This window comes from Hymenobacter lucidus (assembly GCF_020447265.1).
GTDB classification, from domain to species: domain Bacteria; phylum Bacteroidota; class Bacteroidia; order Cytophagales; family Hymenobacteraceae; genus Hymenobacter; species Hymenobacter lucidus.
This window is the reverse complement of the sequence record NZ_JAJADR010000002.1, coordinates 371,275-389,383: the sequence shown is the minus strand read 5'-3', so window position 1 is coordinate 389,383 and position 18,109 is coordinate 371,275. Positions and strand designations below refer to the sequence as shown.

Here is an 18,109-nt window from a genome sequence, read left to right as displayed (position 1 = left end):
GTATCAGGGGCGGGAGTAGGTGAGGGGCGCGGCCGGCCGGGTTTCTTCCTCTGCGTCGGGGGCGTAGGGTGGGTCGAGGGGCACGGTGCCCTGCTCCCGAAACCACCGGGGCACGCTTTGCAGCAGGCGCCGGGTTTTGGCCGCTACCCGGCCGCTAATGAACTCGTGGAAGTATTGCTGGTCGCGGCGCTGGTCGCGCAGCACGGTGGGCGGGTGGCGTAGCGGAAAGGCAAACTGCGCGGCGGCCGGGCGGGCAAACTGCTCGTCGGCGGCCGTGGTGTGGGTGGCATCTTGGCCAAAGCCGATGTTGCAGACCAGGTTCTGGGCGGGCATAATAGTCAGGCCCGAATTGGCCGCCACGGCAAAGTGCCACTGATAATCCCAGATGCTGGGCGGGGCGGTGCTGCGGTGCAGGGCCCGGAAGCGTGGCAGCCAGTAGCGGCGCTCCAGTAAGGATGGATACAGATTGCCGAACAAACGGCGGCGGCCTAGCTCGGGCAGCAAACTCAGCTTGAAGTCGAAATGCTGCCAGGCACGCCGCCACGAGGCCCAGCCCCAGCTTTGCACCTGGCCCGAAAAGTAGTACGAATCGGCCTCGGCGGCCAGGGGGCGCAGGGCCTCGCGCGAGAAGTTGCAGCCGCCGATGTGCATCACGCGGGCATCGTGGCGGTAGCGGGCCAGCAGCTCGTGGCAGAAGCGGAAAAAGTGCGGGCCGGGCAGGCAGTCGTCTTCCAGAATGATACCCTCGGGCTCGTGCTCAAAAAACCAGCTGATAGCGGCGGCCGGGTTGCGCCCACAGCCCAGGTTGGTTTCCCGAAACAGAGTACGCACCTCGCAGGGCCAGTCGATGTGGTCGGTAACCAGGGCCCGCACCTGCGCACAGAGCACGGCCTCGCCGGCTCGGTCGGGGCGGGGGCCGTCGGCGGCTACGTAGAGCCGGTTGGGCCGGGCCTGCCGGATAGCCGCCAACACGCGCCGGGTCGAGTCGGGGCGGTTGAAGATGATGAACAGCACCGGCGTGGCGAGGCCGGTGGCAAAGTCAGACGGACGCATGGGCGGGGCGGGAAGGAGCGGTCGGAGTGGAAAAGAATGGCTCGGCGGCCGGGCTGGCCGGGCGAGGCGCGGGCGGCGCTACCGGCTCCAGGGCCGCTACTTCCACGGCGGCCATCGTGAAGCCGATAACGCCGAAGAAATAGAACGGCCAGTCGTAGGAAACGCCGTAGAGCAGCCCGCAGCCGGCGTAGGCCACCAGCGCAATGGTGTCGAGCGGCAGGGGCCGGGCCTGCTTCAGGCAGCGCACTACCAGCAGCACTATCGGGGCAATGGCCAGCAGCAGCCCCAGAAACCCGAAGTAAAAGAGCCGGTCGACGTAGAAGCTATGGAAGTGGTGGCCGGTATAGTTGGGCCACACCGGTGCCCCAGAAGTTTTGTCGAAAAACTGAATCGGCAGCTCAAAGCCTTTCAGGCGCATGCCGGCAATAGGGTATTCCCGAATGAAGGGCTCGTAGGCCTCGAACTGCTGAAGCCGCCAGCTGCCGGTGCCCTGGCTTTCACTGTTGGAAATATCCTCCACGTTGTTGTTGAGCTTCTTGAGCACATCCGGGTTGTTGAGTACCATGGTAAGCCCGCCGAGCAGGCCAAACAGCAGCGGCAGCGCCAGAATGGGCAGAAAGCGGCGCAGGCGCAGGGAAGTAGTGCTAGCCCGGGCCACTAGCAGCAGGTTCAGCAGTAGGGCCAGGCCCGTGCTGAGCCACACGGTGCGGTGCTGCAGAAAGATGATAACGCCCAGATCGGCAAAGAAATAGAACAGAAACAACCAGGAATTGCCGACTAGATAACGGTTCAGAAAATAGACGGCGGGCAGCACCAGCAGAAAGGCCGAGGTGGTATCGACGCCTCGCTCGTGGCCTAGAAAGCCGCCCAGCGTGAAGGTGGCCGGGTGGTAGAGAATAATATTGAGCACCACCATCACCGGCACGGCACTCATCACGAAGCCCAGCGGCGGAATGCCGTAGCGCCGGTAGTAGGCGTAGGCCCCAAACAGCACTAGGAACGGCGTGAGCTTGCCCAGCACGTGCGGATACACCATCCAGGTGCCCCAGTCGGCGTACGACTCCAGCACCAGCGCCGCCATGCTGAGCACGGCTAGGATCAGCCAGCGCCACATGCCCGGCGAAAACCAGCGCCACGACCGTACTATCAGCCACAGCGACAACCCCAGCAGCCCATAGTTGTAGAGGCGCAGGCCCGGGTCATCATCCACGTTGGTATAAAAGCGGGTGAAGGCCGAATCCGTGACCAGAATGGCGACCAGAATAAGCAGGTGACGGAAGCGTAGGCTCAGTTTCATGGCGCGGCAAAAGGCACAATATCAGATCAGAACGGGCTGGGGTTGGGGCTGCTCCCGGGCGGCGCGGTACACGGCGCGGGTACGCTCAGCGGCTTGCGTCCAGGTGAAGTCGGCCAGGCGCAGAGTGCCCAATTGGGTAAGCTGCCGGCGCAGCGCCGGCTCGCGCAGCAGCAGGTGCAGCTGCTGGGCCAAGTCGGCGGGCTGGTTGGGGTCGAAATAGAGTGCCGCATCCTGGGCCGTTTCCGGAAAGCACGAGGCATTGCTGAGCACCACGGGGCACTCTTGGGCAAAGGCTTCCAGAATCGGAAAGCCAAAGCCTTCGTAGTGCGACGGAAACACGAAGGCCGCCGCGCCGCAGTAGAGGCCGGCCAGCTCGGCTTCCTGCAGCAAGCCCGCAAACTGCACGTTGCCTGCCAGGCCCAACTCCTGCAGGCGGTCCTGCTCGGCTTCGGTGGGCTTGCCGCCGCCCGCGCACACCAGGCGCAGCTCATGCAGGCCCGGTTGCCGCACCAGCTGTGCCAGCGCCTGTAGCAGGCAGTCGAAATTCTTATAGCCCGAGCGGGTGCCCACGTACAATAGGTAGCCATCGGGCACCACTAAGCGGGCCGCCGGACCGGGCGTGAAGCCGTGGGGCACCACCGTCACCCGCTCGGGGCTCACGGGCAGCAGGCGCAGAATATCGGCCCGGGTATGCTCCGAAACAGCAATAATCTGGTTGGCCCGCTGCGCGATGCGCGTAATAATCTCAACGTTGGTTTGCGGATACTGCTCCGTAAAGAGCATTGGTATCATATCGTGCAGCGTGATGACCATGGGCTTGTCCTGCACCTCGTCGAGGAAGTAGGGGTCATCAATGAGCGTAGGGTGAAAGACGTCAAATTCGCCCCGGCGCAGGGCCCGGCGGCAAGCCAGGCGGTTGAGCTTCCACATAAAGGAGAAGCGCCCCCGGAATGACTGGCCCGGAAAAAAGCCTACATGGCTGGTATGCCGGCGGTCCTGGAGGTACACGTTGTTGGAAACTAAAACCGGCACGTGCGACTGCACATCCGGAGCTGCATGGTCGAGCAGGGCGCGGTAGTAGCGCGATACCCCGCCGACGTCCTGAACTGTAAAGGCCTGGTGGTCATAGAGAATGTTCATGCAAGGGAGAGGCAACATGCGTGGAGGAAAGGACAGGAGCGGGGGCAGCCTGGTGGGAAGGAGCGGCGGAACTGGTAAGCACTTCGTGGTAGAAGCCCAGGGTGTGGGCGGCCATGCGGGGCAGCGTGAAGCAGGCCGTGGCATGCGCGTATTGGCGGGAATGCAGCAAAGCGCGGCTGGCCGGATCGGCGAGCAGCTGATGGAGGTGGCGGGCCAGCACGGCCGGCTCGGTAGCGGGAGCAAACAACGCTTCGGGCGTGGCACCCAGTACTTCAGGCATGCCGCCGGTAGCGGGGGCCAGTACCGGCACGCCGGCCAGCACGGCCTCTACCAAAGCCAGTCCCAACGATTCGAGCCGGGCCGTGTGCACATATACTGTAGCCTGCCGCAAAAACGGCAGCACGGTAGGGTGGTAGCCCAGCAGCGCCACGTGGTCGGTTAAGTCATAATCGGCAATGAGTTGACGCAGGGCAGCTTCCTCGGGACCTTTGCCCACCAGGGCCACCACGAAGTCAGCGCGCAGGTGGCGCAGTTCCCGGGCCACCTCTATCAGGTAGCGCTGGTTTTTGTTGGCATCCAGAAAGCCCACGTTCAGCAGCACCGGCCGCCCGGCAAACAGCGGCTCCGCCGGCAACTCGGACGCGGAAGCCGGCAGCGGGCTGCCGCCGTAGACGCGGCGCGTGGTGCAGTCGTCGGGCAAGTACGGGCGGAAGCAGTTGAGCAGATAGTCGGAAACGCCAATGAAATACTGCGTCTGGGGCAGTAGCCAAGCATACCAGCGCCGAATAAACCGGGCGGGCCCACCCGTCAGCTGGTTGCGCCGGATAATTTCTTCGGCCGGATGCTCACTGGCGTGGCCCGTGACAACTACCGGAATTCGGCTTTGCAAAGCCAGGCGCACGGCCGCGCCGCTGCCCACGTCGTTGGCATTCACCAGGTCGTAGGCCACTGCACGCGGTACGGCCGCCCACAGCATGGCGAAGTACCACAGCTCGCGGGCTACTTCGGGGCCGGCCACCGTGGCTACCAGCCGCTGCAGGCCGCCCAGCACCCGGCGGCGTAGGCCCCGCACCGAGTTGGGCGTGATGATATCGACCCGGTGACCCTGCCGGCGCAGCTCCTCGGCCAGGGCCATGTAGTGCACCCGCACGCCGCAGGGCGCCTGCTCGCCCCAGTAGGAAGCAAACAGAATATTCATGGCAAGACGGGATTAGCGGCGGAAAAGTGGGCTTCGGGGCCATACACTGAGGGGTTCAGGAAGCGCACGTAGCGGGCCAGCAGTCGGCCCAATATTCCGGAATGGCTCTGCGGGTGGAGCCGGTCGAGGAAGGCGCACAGCTCCCGGCGCAGCCCAGGCAGCGGCACCAGCAGAATGAGCGTGCCCAGCACCAGCGCCCCGACGAGCAGCAGAATGATGAGGGCCACCACCGGCGGCAGGTGCAACGGGGCTAGGCCCAGCCGCACGCCGGCAAAGACCATGGCCACCACGGCCGCGTTGAAAATGCCCGGCACGTAAAGGCTCAGCAGCCGGCCGTAGGAAATGTCGAGGTCGTGGTGCAGCAAGCGCATAAACAGGCCGGCGTAGAGCAGCGCGCCAATGTTGAGGGCAAAGGCGTACCCGATAAGACCCCAGCCGTGCAGCAGCCAAAACAGCACCGGCAGCACCAGCAGGTATTGCAGAATGATAATGGTTTTTTCGCGCAGCCGGGCCCGGGCATCACTCACAATGCCGCCAAACATGGTAATCAGCATCAGGCCCGAAGTAAAGCTCATCACGCGCAGCAGCGGAATAGAGGCGTCCCACTTGGGCCCCAGTAGGCTGTATACCAGCTCGGGGGCAGCCACCAGCATGCCGGCAGCGGTGGGTAGAATCAGGGCCGCCACCAGCGTCACGCTCGACAGGTACACGTTGCGCATCCGGGCCTGGTCGGCCTGCACCTGACTGAAGGCCGGGAAAATCACCTTCGATACGCTCGTCGTGAGCATGTACATAGGCAGGGCCACCAGCATCCAGGCGCGGTTATAAATGCCCAGCATAGCCGTGCCCAGCACCCGCCCGATGATGAGCGTATCGAGCGAGCTGCCGATAAATTCCAGAAAGCTGATCAGGGAAATGCGGCTGCCGTAGTGCCACAGCGGCCGGTAATGCTCCCAGCTCAGCAACGGCAGCACCGAGTGGCGCGTCACGAGGTAGGCCAGCAGGCCCACCAGTAGTCCCTGCGCTACGCTGGCCGCCACCAGGCTCCACACGCCGTAGCCGCTCAGGGCCATCGTCACACCCACGCCCCCGTACGACACCACATAGGAACTGACTTCTACCAGGGCCAGGGTCCGGAACTGCATGGTGCGGCGCAGCAAACTCAGGGCCGTGGCCGAGAGGCCGGTGAGCAGCAAGCTGAAGGCCAGCACCTGGGCCACGGGCACCACTTCGGGCTCGTGAAAAACGTAGATGGAAAGTGGGGCCAACAGAATGAGCAGGCCGCCAAACACGATACCCAGCGCCACCGAAGCCGTGAAGGCGGCCCGGATATCTTCCTTGGTCAGGTCCTGCTTCTGGATAATGGCCTGCTCCATGCCCATCTGGGCAAAGTAGCCGCCGAAGCGGAGCACTACGTTGGCCAAAGCCACCACCCCAAAGGCGGCGGGGCTCAGCAGGCGGGCCATTACGGCGGTGTAGCCCACCTGCATAATAGCCGTGAGAATGGTAGCGGCCGTACTCCATTTCACTCCCTGCACCGTGGTCATGGTGAGGCTGCGGCGCGGCTGGGTGTCAGTCGAGGTAGACATCGGCAAGCGGAAAGAAGGGTAAGGATAGGAGCCGGACGACTACGGATGGCTGTAGGCGTAGGCGTTTTTCTTGTAGCGGTACTCGTAGGTTGTGGTAAAGTGCATATCGTTGATAATCATGTATAACTGCTTTACTTTCTTCTCGTCGTAGAGCTCATTGATCTGGCTCACCAAGCCCCGGTCGGTGTAGTTCTGACGCACCACATAGATGTTGGCGTCGAGGTGACGCACCAGCACGAAGAACTCGGCCACGTAGCCCACCGGCGGCGTATCGAGCAGCACGTAGTCGTACTGCTGGCGCAGCTCGCTCAGCAGGCTGTCCATGCGGGCACTTTCCAGCAGCTCGGTGGGGTTGGGCGGAATTGGTCCGCAGCAAATCACGTCGAGGTGGGGCACGCCGCTGCTCTGGCGGCAGTCGTCGAGGGTGCTCAGGCCCATCAAATAGGTCGAGAGGCCGTGCTCGGCATTGGTGTCGATGTTGAAGTAGCCGGCCACCGTAGGACGGCGCAGGTCGCACTCGAGCAGCAGCACTTTGCGGCCACTCTGGGCCATTTCGGCGGCCAGGTTTACCGTGCAGAAGGTTTTGCCCTCACCCGGCACCGACGACGTGACCCCGATGAGCTTCTTATCCAGGCCCGCCGAGAGATACTGCAGGTTCACCCGAATCGAGCGGAACGACTCGGCAATAGGGCCTTTCACTTCCTTGAGCATCGTGGCCTTGTCGGCCGTGGAGCCGTGGGCCACCACGCCCAGCAGCGGAATGTTGGTGATGCGCGACAAGTCCTCCTTGCTCTGAATGCGCCGGTTCGACTTATCCAGCAGCAGCACGATGCCCACCGGCAGCAGCAGCCCGGTTACGAGGCTGATGAGGGCCACCAGCGGGGGTTTGGGCTCGGAGGGGCCGCCGCCCACCATTTCGGTCTTGTCGATTACCTTTTTGTCGGTGGCGTTGGTGGCCAGGGCAATGGCGGCTTCCGAGCGTTTCTCCACCAGGAAGTTGTATTTCTTATCGTTAAAGTCGCTTTCCCCTTTTAAACGGGCCAGCTGCCGCTCGTTTTCGGGCATGGCGCTGATGGTGCCGCGTACCCGGCCCAGCTGCTGGTTCAGGTCGCGCAGGGCAATGTCGGTGGCGCGGGTCATGTTCACCAAGGTCTGAATTAACGACTGCTTGGCCGTGCGGATTCGCTCATCGAGCACCGTTACCAGTGGGTTGTTGGTGCTGGCATTCACGCCCAGGGCGGCGCGCTGGCTGTTCAGGTCGGTGAGCTGCATAATCAGGTTATTCACCACCGGATCCTCAATGCCCACGCTGCTCGGCGACACCATTTGGCTGGCGCCTTGGTTGGCACGCAGGTAGTTCAGCATATTGGCGTAGTATTTCCGGTTGGTGGCCACTTTGGCCTGCATGGCTTCCAACTCACTCAGCTGCCGGATGCCTTCCCCCGACTGCGCACCCACGTCGACCACGCCCCGCGACGAGCGGAAGTTGCTCAGCGCCGCGGCCGAGCGGCGCAGCGAGTCGGAGAGGTTGGCAATTTCCCCGTCCAGGAAAGCCACCGTCTTGGCGCCCGTAATGTTCTTTTCCCGCAGGTCATCTTCCACAAACACGGCCATCAGCGTATCCAGAAACTGAATCTGCTTAGCCGGCACCATGCCTTTGCTGCTCAGCTCCACAATGCGCGAGTCGTGGTCGATGGGCTTCACCGACAGGCCCGCCTGGTAGGCGGCCGTCATGGCGGACAGCGTGTTGAGGGTGAAGTAGTAATGCTCGTTGGCCTCACCCGTGGGAAAGTCGGGCTCGGGCTTGATAACGACCGTGAGCAGCGGGTGGCGCAGTGTGTCGCCGGCGGCCACGGTCTGGTCGATGTTCACGTCCAGCACTTCGCGCACCAGCTCACTGGTGGGCAGGCTGTAGAGCTGGCCCTGCTTGGCGTTGGCGTGCACCCGAAATTTGCCCTGGCCCGCGGGCTCCACGTAAATGCGTACTCCGGCTAGCTGCGGGGCCTTCAGGTTGGGCTCTACCCGGAAGGGCACCGTGCCGGCGGGCCGCTCGCGCACCTGCAGATCCTTCACCGTGTTCAGCCAGGAGCCGGGCGCCGCGTAATACGACACCGTGAAGGGCAGGCGCTCCACGGCCCGCCGCACCACGTCCACCGACTTGAGCAGGCCGATTTCGTCTTCCATCTTCACGCCCTTGTTCTGCACCTCCAGAATCTGGAGCAGCTCCTGGGCGCGCTTCGAGCCCGAGCTTTGGTTGCCCAGCAGCATCGTGGCCCGGAAATTATAGACGGGCGCCTTCAGCTGCAGGTACACGTAGCCCACGAAGCCGGCCAGCAGCACCGATACCAGGAACAGGGGCCACCGGTTGCGCAGCTTGAAAAATAAGGCGTGGAGGTCAATTTCGTCGGTTGAGGTAGGGCGTGTTTCCATTCTTGGTGTGGTTTCAAGCGTAAAGAGGTCGGGAAAACAATAGGCGAATAGGCTAAAACACTTTCAGGTAGCTCAGAATCAGCACCAGCGACGAAACGCCGGCAAACACGAGGCCCAGGTTGTTGGCATTGCCCCGGGCCGTGCGGGCCTTCAGCGGCTCCACGTACAGGGCATCGTTGGGGAGCAGGTAGTAGTATTTGGATTTGAGCAGGTTCGGGTCGGTCAGGTCGAGCAGCACCACTTCTGAGCCCGAAGCCGTCTGTCGGATCAGCTTCACGTTCTGGCGGTTACCGAATTCGGTCAGGTCGCCGGCCAGGCCCAGGCCTTCGAGCAGTGTGGCCTGGGCGTTGTAAATGAAGTAGCGGCCCGGGGCCTTCACCTCGCCGAGCACTGTTACTTTAAAGCTGAGCAGCTTCACCAGCACGTTGGCGTCGCGCACGTACTTGCTCACCTGCTGCTGCACCAGCGTCTGGGCCTGGTCGAGGGTGAGGCCTTCCACTTTCACCTTGCCCACGGTGGGCAGGTTGATGTTGCCGGCTTCATCCACGGAGTAGCCAGCCAGAAACAGGTTGCTCGGGTCGCCCGAAAACACGGCCCGCGTGTCGGTAATGTTGAAAATGTCGTTCAGGGCCGGCTGCACGCTCTGCACCCGGATGCTGAGCACGTCACTGGCCTGAATCCGGTAGACGAGCCGTTCGTTGGCCACGTTCATCGGGTTTTGGGTCGAATACTCCTTACCCTGCAGGTAAGGCAGCTGCTGCTGCGCCACACATCCACTAAGCCACCACACCGCAGTAAACAACACCACACGAATCAGACTGGTCAATTGGAAAGAGTGCATATGAATAAAGGCTAGGGTAGGGGGACGAGGGCGGCATTTCCTTCCTGTCAAAAAGCAGTCAAAAAGGAAACAGAACAGAACTTTCCGAGTAAACCCGGATATAGAAGATTTCCATAAACGTATTGTATTGATTCCACAAAGTCAAGTATAATTTAAATAATTCTCATAAATAATTGTACTGCATGATGATGCTTTTTAGCTCCCAATTTCAAGCTCTTCCGTAGCCGCGCTGAACATCTTACCTTGTTGCGCTGTAGTAGCTCAAATCCATTTGCATGAAAATTCTGCTGGTTGAAGATGAGCCCAAGGTGGCTTCGTTCCTGCACAAGGGCCTGACCGAACAAACCCACGCCGTGGACATTGCCACCGACGGCGTCACCGGCCTGCGCCTAGCCTTGAGCAACCCCTACGACCTGCTCATTCTCGACAACCTGCTGCCCGGCCTCAGCGGCCTCGACGTGTGCCGGCAGGTGCGGACCCAAAACTCGTCGGTGCCCATTCTGATGCTGACGGCCTTGGGCGAAACCGACGACAAAATCCGGGGCCTCGATGCCGGCGCCGACGACTACCTAGTGAAGCCCTTCGCCTTTCAGGAGCTGCTGGCCCGCATCCGGGCCCTGGTGCGCCGCCGCCACGAAGGCCCCACCGGCGACACCGTGCTGCGCCTCGTCGATCTTACCCTGGACCCCTCGCGCAAGCTCGTGCAGCGCGCCGGGCAGCCTATTCAGCTTACGGCCCGCGAGTTTGCCCTGCTCGAGTACCTGCTCCGCAACCAGGGCCGCGTTGTATCCCGGGTTGATATTCTAGAGCAAGTCTGGGAAACCAGCTTCGACACCGGCTCCAACGTCATCGACGTGTACATCAACTTTCTGCGCAAAAAAGTAGATAAGGACTTCACCCCCAAGCTCATCCACACGCTGGTGGGCATGGGCTACGTGATGCGCGAGGAGTAAAGCAGAACGTCATTCCGAGCGAAGCCGAGAAACCTCGCGGGCTGATGTTGTTTACCCGGTCATCCGGCATGCAGCGAAGCGGGGTGAAGGACCTTCCTTGCCTCAGTAACAAGCTTAAATCAATGCGAAAAGCCCTTTGCCGCGCCAGTGGTAAAGGGCTTTCTACGTTGGTATCGGGGGCAGTAGGGTAGGCGAGAAAGGTCCCTCGCAAAAGCTCAGCATGACAGAGTAAGCATGATATTCTTCTGTCAGCAGCGTCGTAAATTGCCGCCTTAAGCAAACGAAGCGTGCAGGCGGCAGAACACCGGAAAATCATTCACCTCGACATGGATGCCTTCTATGCCTCGGTGGAGCAGCGCGACAACCCGGCGCTACGCGGCCGGCCCGTGGCCGTGGGCGGCTCCCGGCAGCGGGGCGTGGTGGCGGCTGCCAGCTACGAGGCGCGGCAGTTTGGCGTCCGCTCGGCCATGGCTTCCGTAACGGCGCAGCGCAAGTGCCCCGAGCTGATTTTTGTGAAGCCCCGCTTTGAGGTATACAAGGCCATTTCGCGCCAGATCCGGGATATTTTCGCCGAGTACACGCCCCTCATCGAGCCCCTGTCGCTGGACGAGGCCTACCTCGACGTGACCCACAACCTGAAAAACGTGGCGTCGGCCACGCGGCTGGCCGAGGAAATCCGGGCGCGCATCCTGGCCGAAACCGGACTGACGGCCTCGGCAGGCATCTCCTACAATAAGTTTCTGGCCAAGCTGGCTTCCGACTACCGCAAGCCCAACGGCCAGTTCGTTATCAAGCCCGCCCAGGGCCTGGCCTTCGTCGAAACGCTGAGCGTAGGGCAGTTTCACGGTATCGGGCACGTTACGGCGGCCCGCCTCAACCAGCTAGGCATCTTCACCGGCCTCGACTTACGGCAGCAGTCGGAAGCCTTTCTGCGTCAGCACTTCGGCAAGGCCGGCGGCTACTACTACGCCATTGCCCGCGCCGAAGACCACCGCCCTGTGGTGCCCGACCGGCTCCGCAAGTCCATCGGCTCCGAAAACACCTTCGAGCATGACCTGCTGACCCACGAGGAACTGCTGGCCGGTCTGCAGCCCGAGCTGGACTCGGTGTGGGACTACTGCCAGCGTACCGAGGTGTGGGGCCGCACCATCACGGTGAAAGTGAAGTACGCCGACTTTCAGCAAATCACGCGCAGCCGCACCACGCTGGCGCCCATCAGCAGCAAGACGCTATTGGAGCAGGTGTGCCACGAGCTGCTGCTGCCGTTGCTGCCGCTACCCAAAGGAGTGCGGCTGCTGGGCGTATCGGTATCGAACCTGACCACGCCTGAAACCACGGCCGGGCAGCAGCTGATACTTATTTTTTAGCCTTTTTAGCGGCTGGCTTGCGCTTTTTGCCGGCGGCTTTGCGCCGCCCGGGCGTTACGGCTTGGCTCCGTTTGCGCTTCTGCCGCAGCGGGGCTAGGCGCTGCCGCTCCAGCTTCCGCTCGGCACGGTCGAGCAGGCGCTGGGGCATCCGCAGAATCAGCCGCTCGCGCACGTGCCGGGCCAGGCTGGAGAGCGGAATGGCGTGGGTGGTGCGCAGCAGCTGGTGAACTTCGGCCCGCCGCAGCTGGCTCACGCCCCGCAGCCCCCGGGCCAGCAGGAACTGCTTCACCTCGTCGAGCAGCAGCAGGGCCGCCAGCGGGGCCGGGGCTACGGTGGCGTTGTAGCGGGCTGCCCGGTACGGGCGCAGTTCCGTTTCGCAGGCTACCAGTACACCCACCCACTCGGGCAGCAGCGGCAAGAGCTTGAGCAGGTGCTTCTCGGTGACGATGAACGTGACGAAATCGTAGACCTCGGCGTAGCAGCGCAGCTGGTTGCTCACGCGCTGCAGCGTGTCGCCGTCGCCTTTCACCTCGTAGCCGTGCATAAAGTCGTCGGTGATGTGCACCACGTCGGCGCGGGTGGTGCCGGTGGGCAGCTCATCCACGTAGATGCCGCCGGTGAGCAGCGGGTAGAGCAAAGCGCGAATTTCCGGGTCGTTCATCGGGCGGCAGGGCAGGAGGCAGAGTGCAAAAGTAAGGTCCTCAGTTGGGTTGCGCCGCTATATAGGAAAGGGATTTGCTGGCTGTGGTCGGAAACAAAACATTGGTGCCGGCTGCTTCTTTCTACTTTTGTTGGCTACTTCCCGCTGCTGCCCCAAGCAAGAGCCGGCCGGCTTTTTCGACTTGCCAGGCTGGTACTGTGCCGCGGCTGGCCCTCACTTCTAATCTTGTTCTTCCGTGACCATCCGCACGCGCCTGGCTTTGCAGTTCTCCGCTATTCTGGCCGTTACGCTGCTCCTTTTTTCGCTGGTAATCTACTTCTTTACCTACCAGTCGCGGCGCAACTTCTTCACCGATAGTTTGTTTGCCCGGGCTCGTATTGTAGCCCACGTGTATCTAGATGGTACCAACCGCGCCGACGAAGACAGTCGGGCTTCTTACCGCCGCTACCTGCGCCAGTTTTACCGCACCCTGCCCGCTGAGGAAGTGCGGGTGTACGATGCCAGCAACCGGGTGGTGTTTCGGGAAGGTCAGCAAACCGGCAAACCCGTGCCCAGCAGCCTGCTGGCCGGGGTGCGGCAGGCCGGCAGCCTGGTGGAGCTGAATGCCGACCACAGCCAGACCGTCGGCCTGCTTTACCGCGACGCCCGCCGCGGCGACTTCGTGGTGGTGGCCTCGTCCGTGGATGCCGACAGCCAGGTGGAGCAACGCACGCTGCGCAATATTCTGGGCGGCGGCTTGCTCATTAGCTTTATAATTGTGGGCGTGGTAGGCTGGATTTTTGCCGGCCAGGCCCTGCGGCCCATGCAGCGCATTGTGCAGGAAGTCGATACCATCACCGCTTTCGACTTGCACCGCCGCCTTTCCCAGGCCGATGGGCAGGATGAGGTGTCGCACCTGGCCCAGCGCTTCAACAGCCTGCTCGACCGGCTCGAAACGGCCTTTGCCGGGCAGCGCACCTTCGTGCGCGACGCCTCCCACGAGCTGCGCACCCCGCTTACGGTACTCACCGGCGAGCTGGAAGTGGCCCTGCTGCAGGAGCGCAACCCCACCGAATACCGGCGCGTGCTGCAAAGCACCCTCGACGCGGCCCGTATGCTGACGGCTCTTACCAATGGCCTGCTGCAGATTGCCCGCGCCTCCGACGACCCCTCGCAGGTGCCTCTGGCCCTGGTGCGCCTCGATGAGCTGCTGCTACAGGCCCACGAAGAGGTGCTGCGCCGCCAGCCCACGTTCCGCATCGACCTGGAATTTGGCGAGCCAGCCGCCGACGGCGGAGCCTTTGAGGTGATGGGCAATGAGCCGCTGCTGCTCTCGGCTGTGCTTAATGTGCTGGAAAATGCCTGCAAGTTTTCCAAAGACACCCACCATCCCATCATGGCTATTCTGACCTGTGTGGGGCGGCAGGTGCAACTGCAGGTGGTCGATGAGGGGGTGGGCATGACCGAGGCCGACCGGCAGCAGGTGTTTGTGCCCTTCTTCCGGGCCGAAGCCATTCGAACCGTGCCCGGCCACGGCATCGGGCTGCCGCTCACGGCCAAGATTATGGCCTTGCACGGCGGTAGTATCCGCGTCGACAGTAAGTTGGGCGTGGGCACTCAGGTGACGCTACAGCTGCCGTTGGCCTCCGTCTGATCCTCAAACTCACGTTTTAATGTCCTTTTAATTCACTTTTAACGCGGTCTTAACTACGCAGGCCTAGTATTGCAGCATATCGTAGCGAACCTCTGTCCTGGTGGGCAGTCATTCTTCTGCCGTATGACTTCTTCTATGATCAAAACTGCCCCGGCACCCGCAGCCAATTCTGTTTCTTCCGCGCCTCCTTCATCGACACCACCGTCGGCTAACTATTTACACTCCCTGTCCAAGGACGCTCCTTCCGGCTTGGTTGTATTCCTGGTGGCGCTGCCGCTGTGCTTGGGTATTTCCCTGGCCTCGGGTGCGCCGCTGCTGTCGGGCATCATTGCCGGCATTGTGGGTGGAACAGTAGTGGCCTGGATGAGCGGCTCGCACCTGAGCGTGAGTGGTCCGGCCGCCGGCCTCACGGCCATTATGCTGTCGGCCATCAGCACCCTGGGCTCGTTTGAGGCCGTGCTGGCTGCTACGGTCGTGGCCGGCCTTATTCAGTTGGCGCTGGGCTTTGCCAAGGCCGGCATCATCGGTATGTACTTTCCCTCTTCGGTTATCAAAGGCATGCTGGCCGCTATTGGACTCATTCTGATTCTGAAGCAGATACCCCACTTCCTCGGGGCCGATACCGACTACTTCGAGGATATGTCTTTTCTGCAGTTCAACGGGCAAAATACCTTCAGCGCCATTGCCGCGGCCAGCAAGGCCATCAGCTGGGGCTCGGCCCTCATTGGTCTGGTGTCGTTGGCCGTGCTGATGATCTGGGAAAGCAAGCCGGTAAAGAGCATTGCGGCCCTCAAGCTGGTACCCGGAGCCCTGATTGTAGTAGTGCTGTCCATCGTGATGAACTTGGTGCTGAGTAGCGTAGCTCCCGATCTGCAGGTGCGGCCCGAGCACCTGGTGAAGCTGCCAAAAATATCGTCCCTTGGCGACCTGGCCGGCGTGCTGACCTTCCCTGACTGGTCGGCCCTGACCCGCGGCAGCACCTACGTAGTGGCTTTCACTATTGCCATCGTGGCTTCTATCGAAACGCTGCTCAGCGTGGAGGCCGTCGATAAGCTCGACCCGCACAAGCGCCACACGCCCCAAAACCGGGAGCTGAAGGCCCAGGGGGTAGGCAATCTGATCAGTGGTTTGCTCGGCGGTCTGCCGCTAACGGCCGTTATCGTCCGCAGCTCGGCCAACATCAACTCTGGTGCTCAAACCAAGATGTCGGCCTTCATTCACGGCCTGCTGCTGCTGGGTAGCCTGCTGTTTCTGGCTTCGGTACTGAATCTGATTCCGCTGTCGGCGTTGGCCGCCGTGCTGCTGATGGTGGGCTTTAAGCTAACCAAGCCGGCCCTCTACCGCTCGCAGTGGCGCTTGGGCTGGGAGCAATTTCTGCCTTTCATCGTTACGGTACTGGCTATTCTCTTCACCGATCTGCTCAAAGGCGTAGCAATAGGCTTGGCCCTGGGTATCTTCTACATTCTAAAGGCCAATCTGGAGTCGGCTTACTACTTCCACAGCGAGCCAACCCACGAGCCAGGCGTAATGCACCTAAAACTAAGTGAGCATGTTTCGTTCCTGAACAAAGCTAGTCTCGTAACTACTTTTGAGCGCCTGGCCCCCGGCACCAAAGTAATTCTTGACGGCACCGATTCTGAAGTCATCGACTACGACGTGCTGGAGGCCATCGAGAACTTCCGTCTCACGGCTGCTGAGCGCAACATAGAGCTGGAGTTGCGCGGCATTCCGCAAGTAGAAGTGCTAGGGCACTAGCCGCCTCTGTTCTCCAAATCTTATTTCGAATACCCCGCAAAATCCACCTGTTTCATGACACACAACCCCTCCGACGAATCGGCTGCCGCAATGGACCGCATCATGACCAACAACCGTAAATGGGTTGAGGAAAAGAAAGCGGCCGACCCTGAGTATTTCCATAAACTTGCCGAAGGTCAGAAGCCTCGTTACCTGTTCATTGGCTGCTCCGATTCGCGGGTGCCCGCCAGCGCCATTACCGGCACCGGCCCCGGCGAAATGTTCGTGCATCGCAACATTGCCAATCTGGTAGTACACTCCGATATGAACCTGCTGGCCGTACTGCAGTACGCCGTGGAGGTACTGGGTGTGAAAGACATCATGGTGGTGGGGCACTACGGCTGCGGTGGCGTGGCCGCGGCTGCTTCCAACAAGCAGTATGGCCTGATCGACAACTGGCTGACGCATATTAAAGACGTGGTGCGCCTGCACGAAACCGAATTCACGAGCATTACCGACAAGGAAAAGCAACTGCGGCGCCTGGTGGAGTTGAACGTTATTGAGCAGGTGCGTAACCTGACCAAAACCAACATCATCCAGAATGCCATGCAGAGTGTCGACCCGCCGCGTCTGCACGGCCTGGTGTACGACATCAACGACGGCGTGCTGCACGACCTCAAAGTGGAGGCCGATGATGCCCTCAACGAGTTTCAGCATATCTACGGCATCGAAGACGTTAAACACGCCGAGGAAGTAGCCGAAGATATCCAGGAAGGCAAGGTGTCGTAAAGTCGTCGGTAAACAACAAGTCGACGCGCAGAAGCGGCCAAGAAGAGGAACTGCTGCTGCACAAAGTCAGCTAAGAAGATCTGGCAGCCTGGCTGTCAGATGCCAGACTATCAATAGTCTATGTGTGGTTGAAAAGGCCGCAGCCCTTGGCTGCGGCCTTTTTTTGTGCTATGCCTACCGAACACAAATTGCCACTCACCGCCACTATTGCCCCGACTCCTGGCCCGCCACCGCGCCGGCTTTGCTGCCCGGGCCCACGCCGTACTGCCGCAATTCGGCCTCGATGCGCTGGTTCCACCGTTCCTGCGCCACGGTATCCTGGCCACCGTGGGTTTCGGCATCATACTGTTCCTGCAGCCGGTTCATTTCCTGAAAGGCCACCAGGTATTCGTACTGCAGGATGCTGTTATAGTCTTTCAGCGTGAGGCGCTCGGGCGTGAGGCGGCGCTTATACCGCTCGGCCACCAGCTTCACCAGGTCGAAGTGGCGCTGCTCGTGGTTGAGATTATACGCGTCGCGCACGGCTACCCACGACGAGCTGCGGACCACAAATACTTTCAGATTCAAATTGAGCTGTAGCACGCCTTGCACCACGCGGGGCTGCCCGGCGTAGGAAAAGCTGGGAAACACCGCTGCCGCATACTTGCCCGTCCGTGCCGGCGCCGTGAAGTCGGCCCAGGCCAGTGGCAGGGCAGGGTCGTAAAAAAGCGTGTCGGGCTCGGTCTGCTGCCGGTAGTCGGTGAAGCGCAGCCGCAGGCCGGTAGCCAGCTTCAGGCTAGTGGGGGCTTGCGTGGTTACCCAGCTGTGGCAGTAGCGCAGGGCCTCGGTCAGGGCCTGGCGCAGCGCGGGCTCCACCACGGCCGGCTGGTTTAAAGGGCGGCGGTAGCGGGCTGCGCCCCGGTAGTCGGTCAGGGCAATAGTTTCGCCCTCCCGCTGCCATTCCAGGGTCATTTTCAGAGCAATGCGGCCGTCTACCTGCGCGGGCTGGCCCGGCGCGGCTGTTTCCGTTACCCGGCACTCCTGCAGCCGAATGGTCAGGGGCCGGCGACTGGTGCCCCGGGGTAGGCTCTGGGCAATAAACTGCCGGATAGCCGCCATTCCGCCGCCCTGCAAATCGGTTGGGTGCACCGCCGCCGGCTGCCCGGGCCTGGTCGGTGGCATCAGTAACCAAGCCACAGCCCCGCGGCTGGGCCGCTCATCGATGATGCGGGCCACATAAAATTCTTTGCTCGGGAAAACGGTGGTAGCGGGCTGTAGTACTAGGTGCAAGCCGGTAGGCGCCGGCTGCGCCGCTGCTGGCAGCGGCCCGGAAAAAGCGGCCGACACAACGGAAAGAAAGCAGAATAGAAGCCGTAGTAGGCTTAATCGAAAAGGCATCATTGCCGCAGCGTATAGCGAAGATTCGGTCCCGGCAGTCGGGCTGG

14 protein-coding genes are annotated in these 18,109 nt (G+C 61.7%); 5 read left to right on the top strand and 9 right to left on the bottom strand.

All coding sequences use genetic code 11. The features are described from left to right. Positions 1–3: 3 nt before the first annotated feature. Genes LGH74_RS08385 through LGH74_RS08355 form a run of 7 tightly spaced genes read right to left on the bottom strand, consistent with a single transcriptional unit; the run spans position 4 to position 9,548 of the window. On the bottom strand, positions 4–1,053 hold the full coding sequence (locus LGH74_RS08385) for a nucleotide-diphospho-sugar transferase (protein WP_226174515.1): 1,050 nt from the start codon (positions 1,051–1,053) through the stop codon (positions 4–6). Next, positions 1,040–2,350: an O-antigen ligase family protein gene (locus LGH74_RS08380; protein WP_226174513.1), complete on the bottom strand. Its 1,311-nt coding sequence runs from the start codon at positions 2,348–2,350 to the stop codon at positions 1,040–1,042. The genes LGH74_RS08385 and LGH74_RS08380 overlap by 14 nt, the downstream gene beginning before the upstream one ends. Before the next feature lie 21 nt (positions 2,351–2,371). Next, positions 2,372–3,490 carry a glycosyltransferase family 4 protein gene (locus LGH74_RS08375; protein WP_226174511.1) on the bottom strand — a complete coding sequence of 373 codons (1,119 nt, stop codon included), beginning with the start codon at positions 3,488–3,490 and terminating at the stop codon, positions 2,372–2,374. Beyond that, a complete protein-coding gene (locus LGH74_RS08370) occupies positions 3,474–4,688 on the bottom strand; it encodes a glycosyltransferase family 4 protein (protein ID WP_226174509.1) in 1,215 nt (404 codons plus the stop codon). Before LGH74_RS08370 ends, LGH74_RS08375 begins: the two co-directional genes overlap by 17 nt. After that, complete coding sequence (locus LGH74_RS08365; RefSeq protein WP_226174507.1) at positions 4,685–6,277, bottom strand: lipopolysaccharide biosynthesis protein; 1,593 nt, start codon at positions 6,275–6,277, stop codon at positions 4,685–4,687. The genes LGH74_RS08370 and LGH74_RS08365 overlap by 4 nt, the downstream gene beginning before the upstream one ends. 39 nt (positions 6,278–6,316) lie before the next feature. After that, positions 6,317–8,707, bottom strand: coding sequence for a GumC family protein (locus LGH74_RS08360; RefSeq protein WP_226174505.1), 2,391 nt, complete (start codon positions 8,705–8,707; stop codon positions 6,317–6,319). A gap of 52 nt (positions 8,708–8,759) precedes the next feature. Beyond that, positions 8,760–9,548 (bottom strand): polysaccharide biosynthesis/export family protein, encoded by a 789-nt coding sequence (locus LGH74_RS08355; protein ID WP_226174503.1) that lies wholly within the window; start codon positions 9,546–9,548, stop codon positions 8,760–8,762. 275 nt (positions 9,549–9,823) lie between these two features. Between LGH74_RS08355 and LGH74_RS08350 the strand changes: the two genes are divergently transcribed. After that, positions 9,824–10,501: a response regulator transcription factor gene (locus LGH74_RS08350; RefSeq protein ID WP_226174500.1), complete on the top strand. Its 678-nt coding sequence runs from the start codon at positions 9,824–9,826 to the stop codon at positions 10,499–10,501. 287 nt (positions 10,502–10,788) lie between these two features. After that, entirely contained in the window at positions 10,789–11,868 is a 1,080-nt protein-coding gene (gene dinB, locus LGH74_RS08345) for a DNA polymerase IV (protein WP_226174498.1), read from the top strand. Here the strand turns inward: dinB and LGH74_RS08340 are convergent. Beyond that, positions 11,858–12,529: a sce7726 family protein gene (locus tag LGH74_RS08340; protein ID WP_226174491.1), complete on the bottom strand. Its 672-nt coding sequence runs from the start codon at positions 12,527–12,529 to the stop codon at positions 11,858–11,860. The genes dinB and LGH74_RS08340 overlap by 11 nt on opposite strands. Positions 12,530–12,764: 235 nt before the next feature. On the opposite strand from LGH74_RS08340, the gene LGH74_RS25075 reads away from it, so the two are divergent. The 3 genes from LGH74_RS25075 (at position 12,765) to LGH74_RS08325 (ending at position 16,685) form a co-directional block, all read left to right on the top strand. Beyond that, on the top strand, positions 12,765–14,162 hold the full coding sequence (locus LGH74_RS25075; protein ID WP_226174482.1) for a sensor histidine kinase: 1,398 nt from the start codon (positions 12,765–12,767) through the stop codon (positions 14,160–14,162). A 123-nt stretch (positions 14,163–14,285) separates the two neighbouring features. Continuing rightward, positions 14,286–15,917 carry a SulP family inorganic anion transporter gene (locus LGH74_RS08330; protein ID WP_226174480.1) on the top strand — a complete coding sequence of 544 codons (1,632 nt, stop codon included), beginning with the start codon at positions 14,286–14,288 and terminating at the stop codon, positions 15,915–15,917. 54 nt (positions 15,918–15,971) lie between these two features. After that, positions 15,972–16,685, top strand: coding sequence for a carbonic anhydrase (locus tag LGH74_RS08325; protein WP_226174477.1), 714 nt, complete (start codon positions 15,972–15,974; stop codon positions 16,683–16,685). 204 nt (positions 16,686–16,889) lie between these two features. On the opposite strand, the gene LGH74_RS08320 is transcribed toward LGH74_RS08325, so the two are convergent. Continuing rightward, positions 16,890–18,011, bottom strand: coding sequence for a hypothetical protein (locus LGH74_RS08320; RefSeq protein ID WP_226174475.1), 1,122 nt, complete (start codon positions 18,009–18,011; stop codon positions 16,890–16,892). Between the last annotated feature and the right edge of the window lie 98 nt (positions 18,012–18,109).

Bases quoted from the DNA above. Each gene is read 5' to 3' on its own strand.
- LGH74_RS08365 (WP_226174507.1), bottom strand. From the start codon at position 6,277: ATGTCTACCTCGACTGACACCCAGCCGCGCCGCAGCCTCACCATGACC.
- LGH74_RS08330 (WP_226174480.1), top strand. From the start codon at position 14,286: ATGACTTCTTCTATGATCAAAACTGCCCCGGCACCCGCAGCCAATTCT.
- LGH74_RS08350 (WP_226174500.1), top strand. From the start codon at position 9,824: ATGAAAATTCTGCTGGTTGAAGATGAGCCCAAGGTGGCTTCGTTCCTG.
- LGH74_RS08380 (WP_226174513.1), bottom strand. From the start codon at position 2,350: ATGAAACTGAGCCTACGCTTCCGTCACCTGCTTATTCTGGTCGCCATT.
- LGH74_RS08355 (WP_226174503.1), bottom strand. From the start codon at position 9,548: ATGCACTCTTTCCAATTGACCAGTCTGATTCGTGTGGTGTTGTTTACT.
- LGH74_RS08325 (WP_226174477.1), top strand. From the start codon at position 15,972: ATGACACACAACCCCTCCGACGAATCGGCTGCCGCAATGGACCGCATC.
- LGH74_RS08370 (WP_226174509.1), bottom strand. From the start codon at position 4,688: ATGAATATTCTGTTTGCTTCCTACTGGGGCGAGCAGGCGCCCTGCGGC.
- LGH74_RS08340 (WP_226174491.1), bottom strand. From the start codon at position 12,529: ATGAACGACCCGGAAATTCGCGCTTTGCTCTACCCGCTGCTCACCGGC.
- LGH74_RS08375 (WP_226174511.1), bottom strand. From the start codon at position 3,490: ATGAACATTCTCTATGACCACCAGGCCTTTACAGTTCAGGACGTCGGC.
- LGH74_RS08360 (WP_226174505.1), bottom strand. From the start codon at position 8,707: ATGGAAACACGCCCTACCTCAACCGACGAAATTGACCTCCACGCCTTA.
- LGH74_RS08385 (WP_226174515.1), bottom strand. From the start codon at position 1,053: ATGCGTCCGTCTGACTTTGCCACCGGCCTCGCCACGCCGGTGCTGTTC.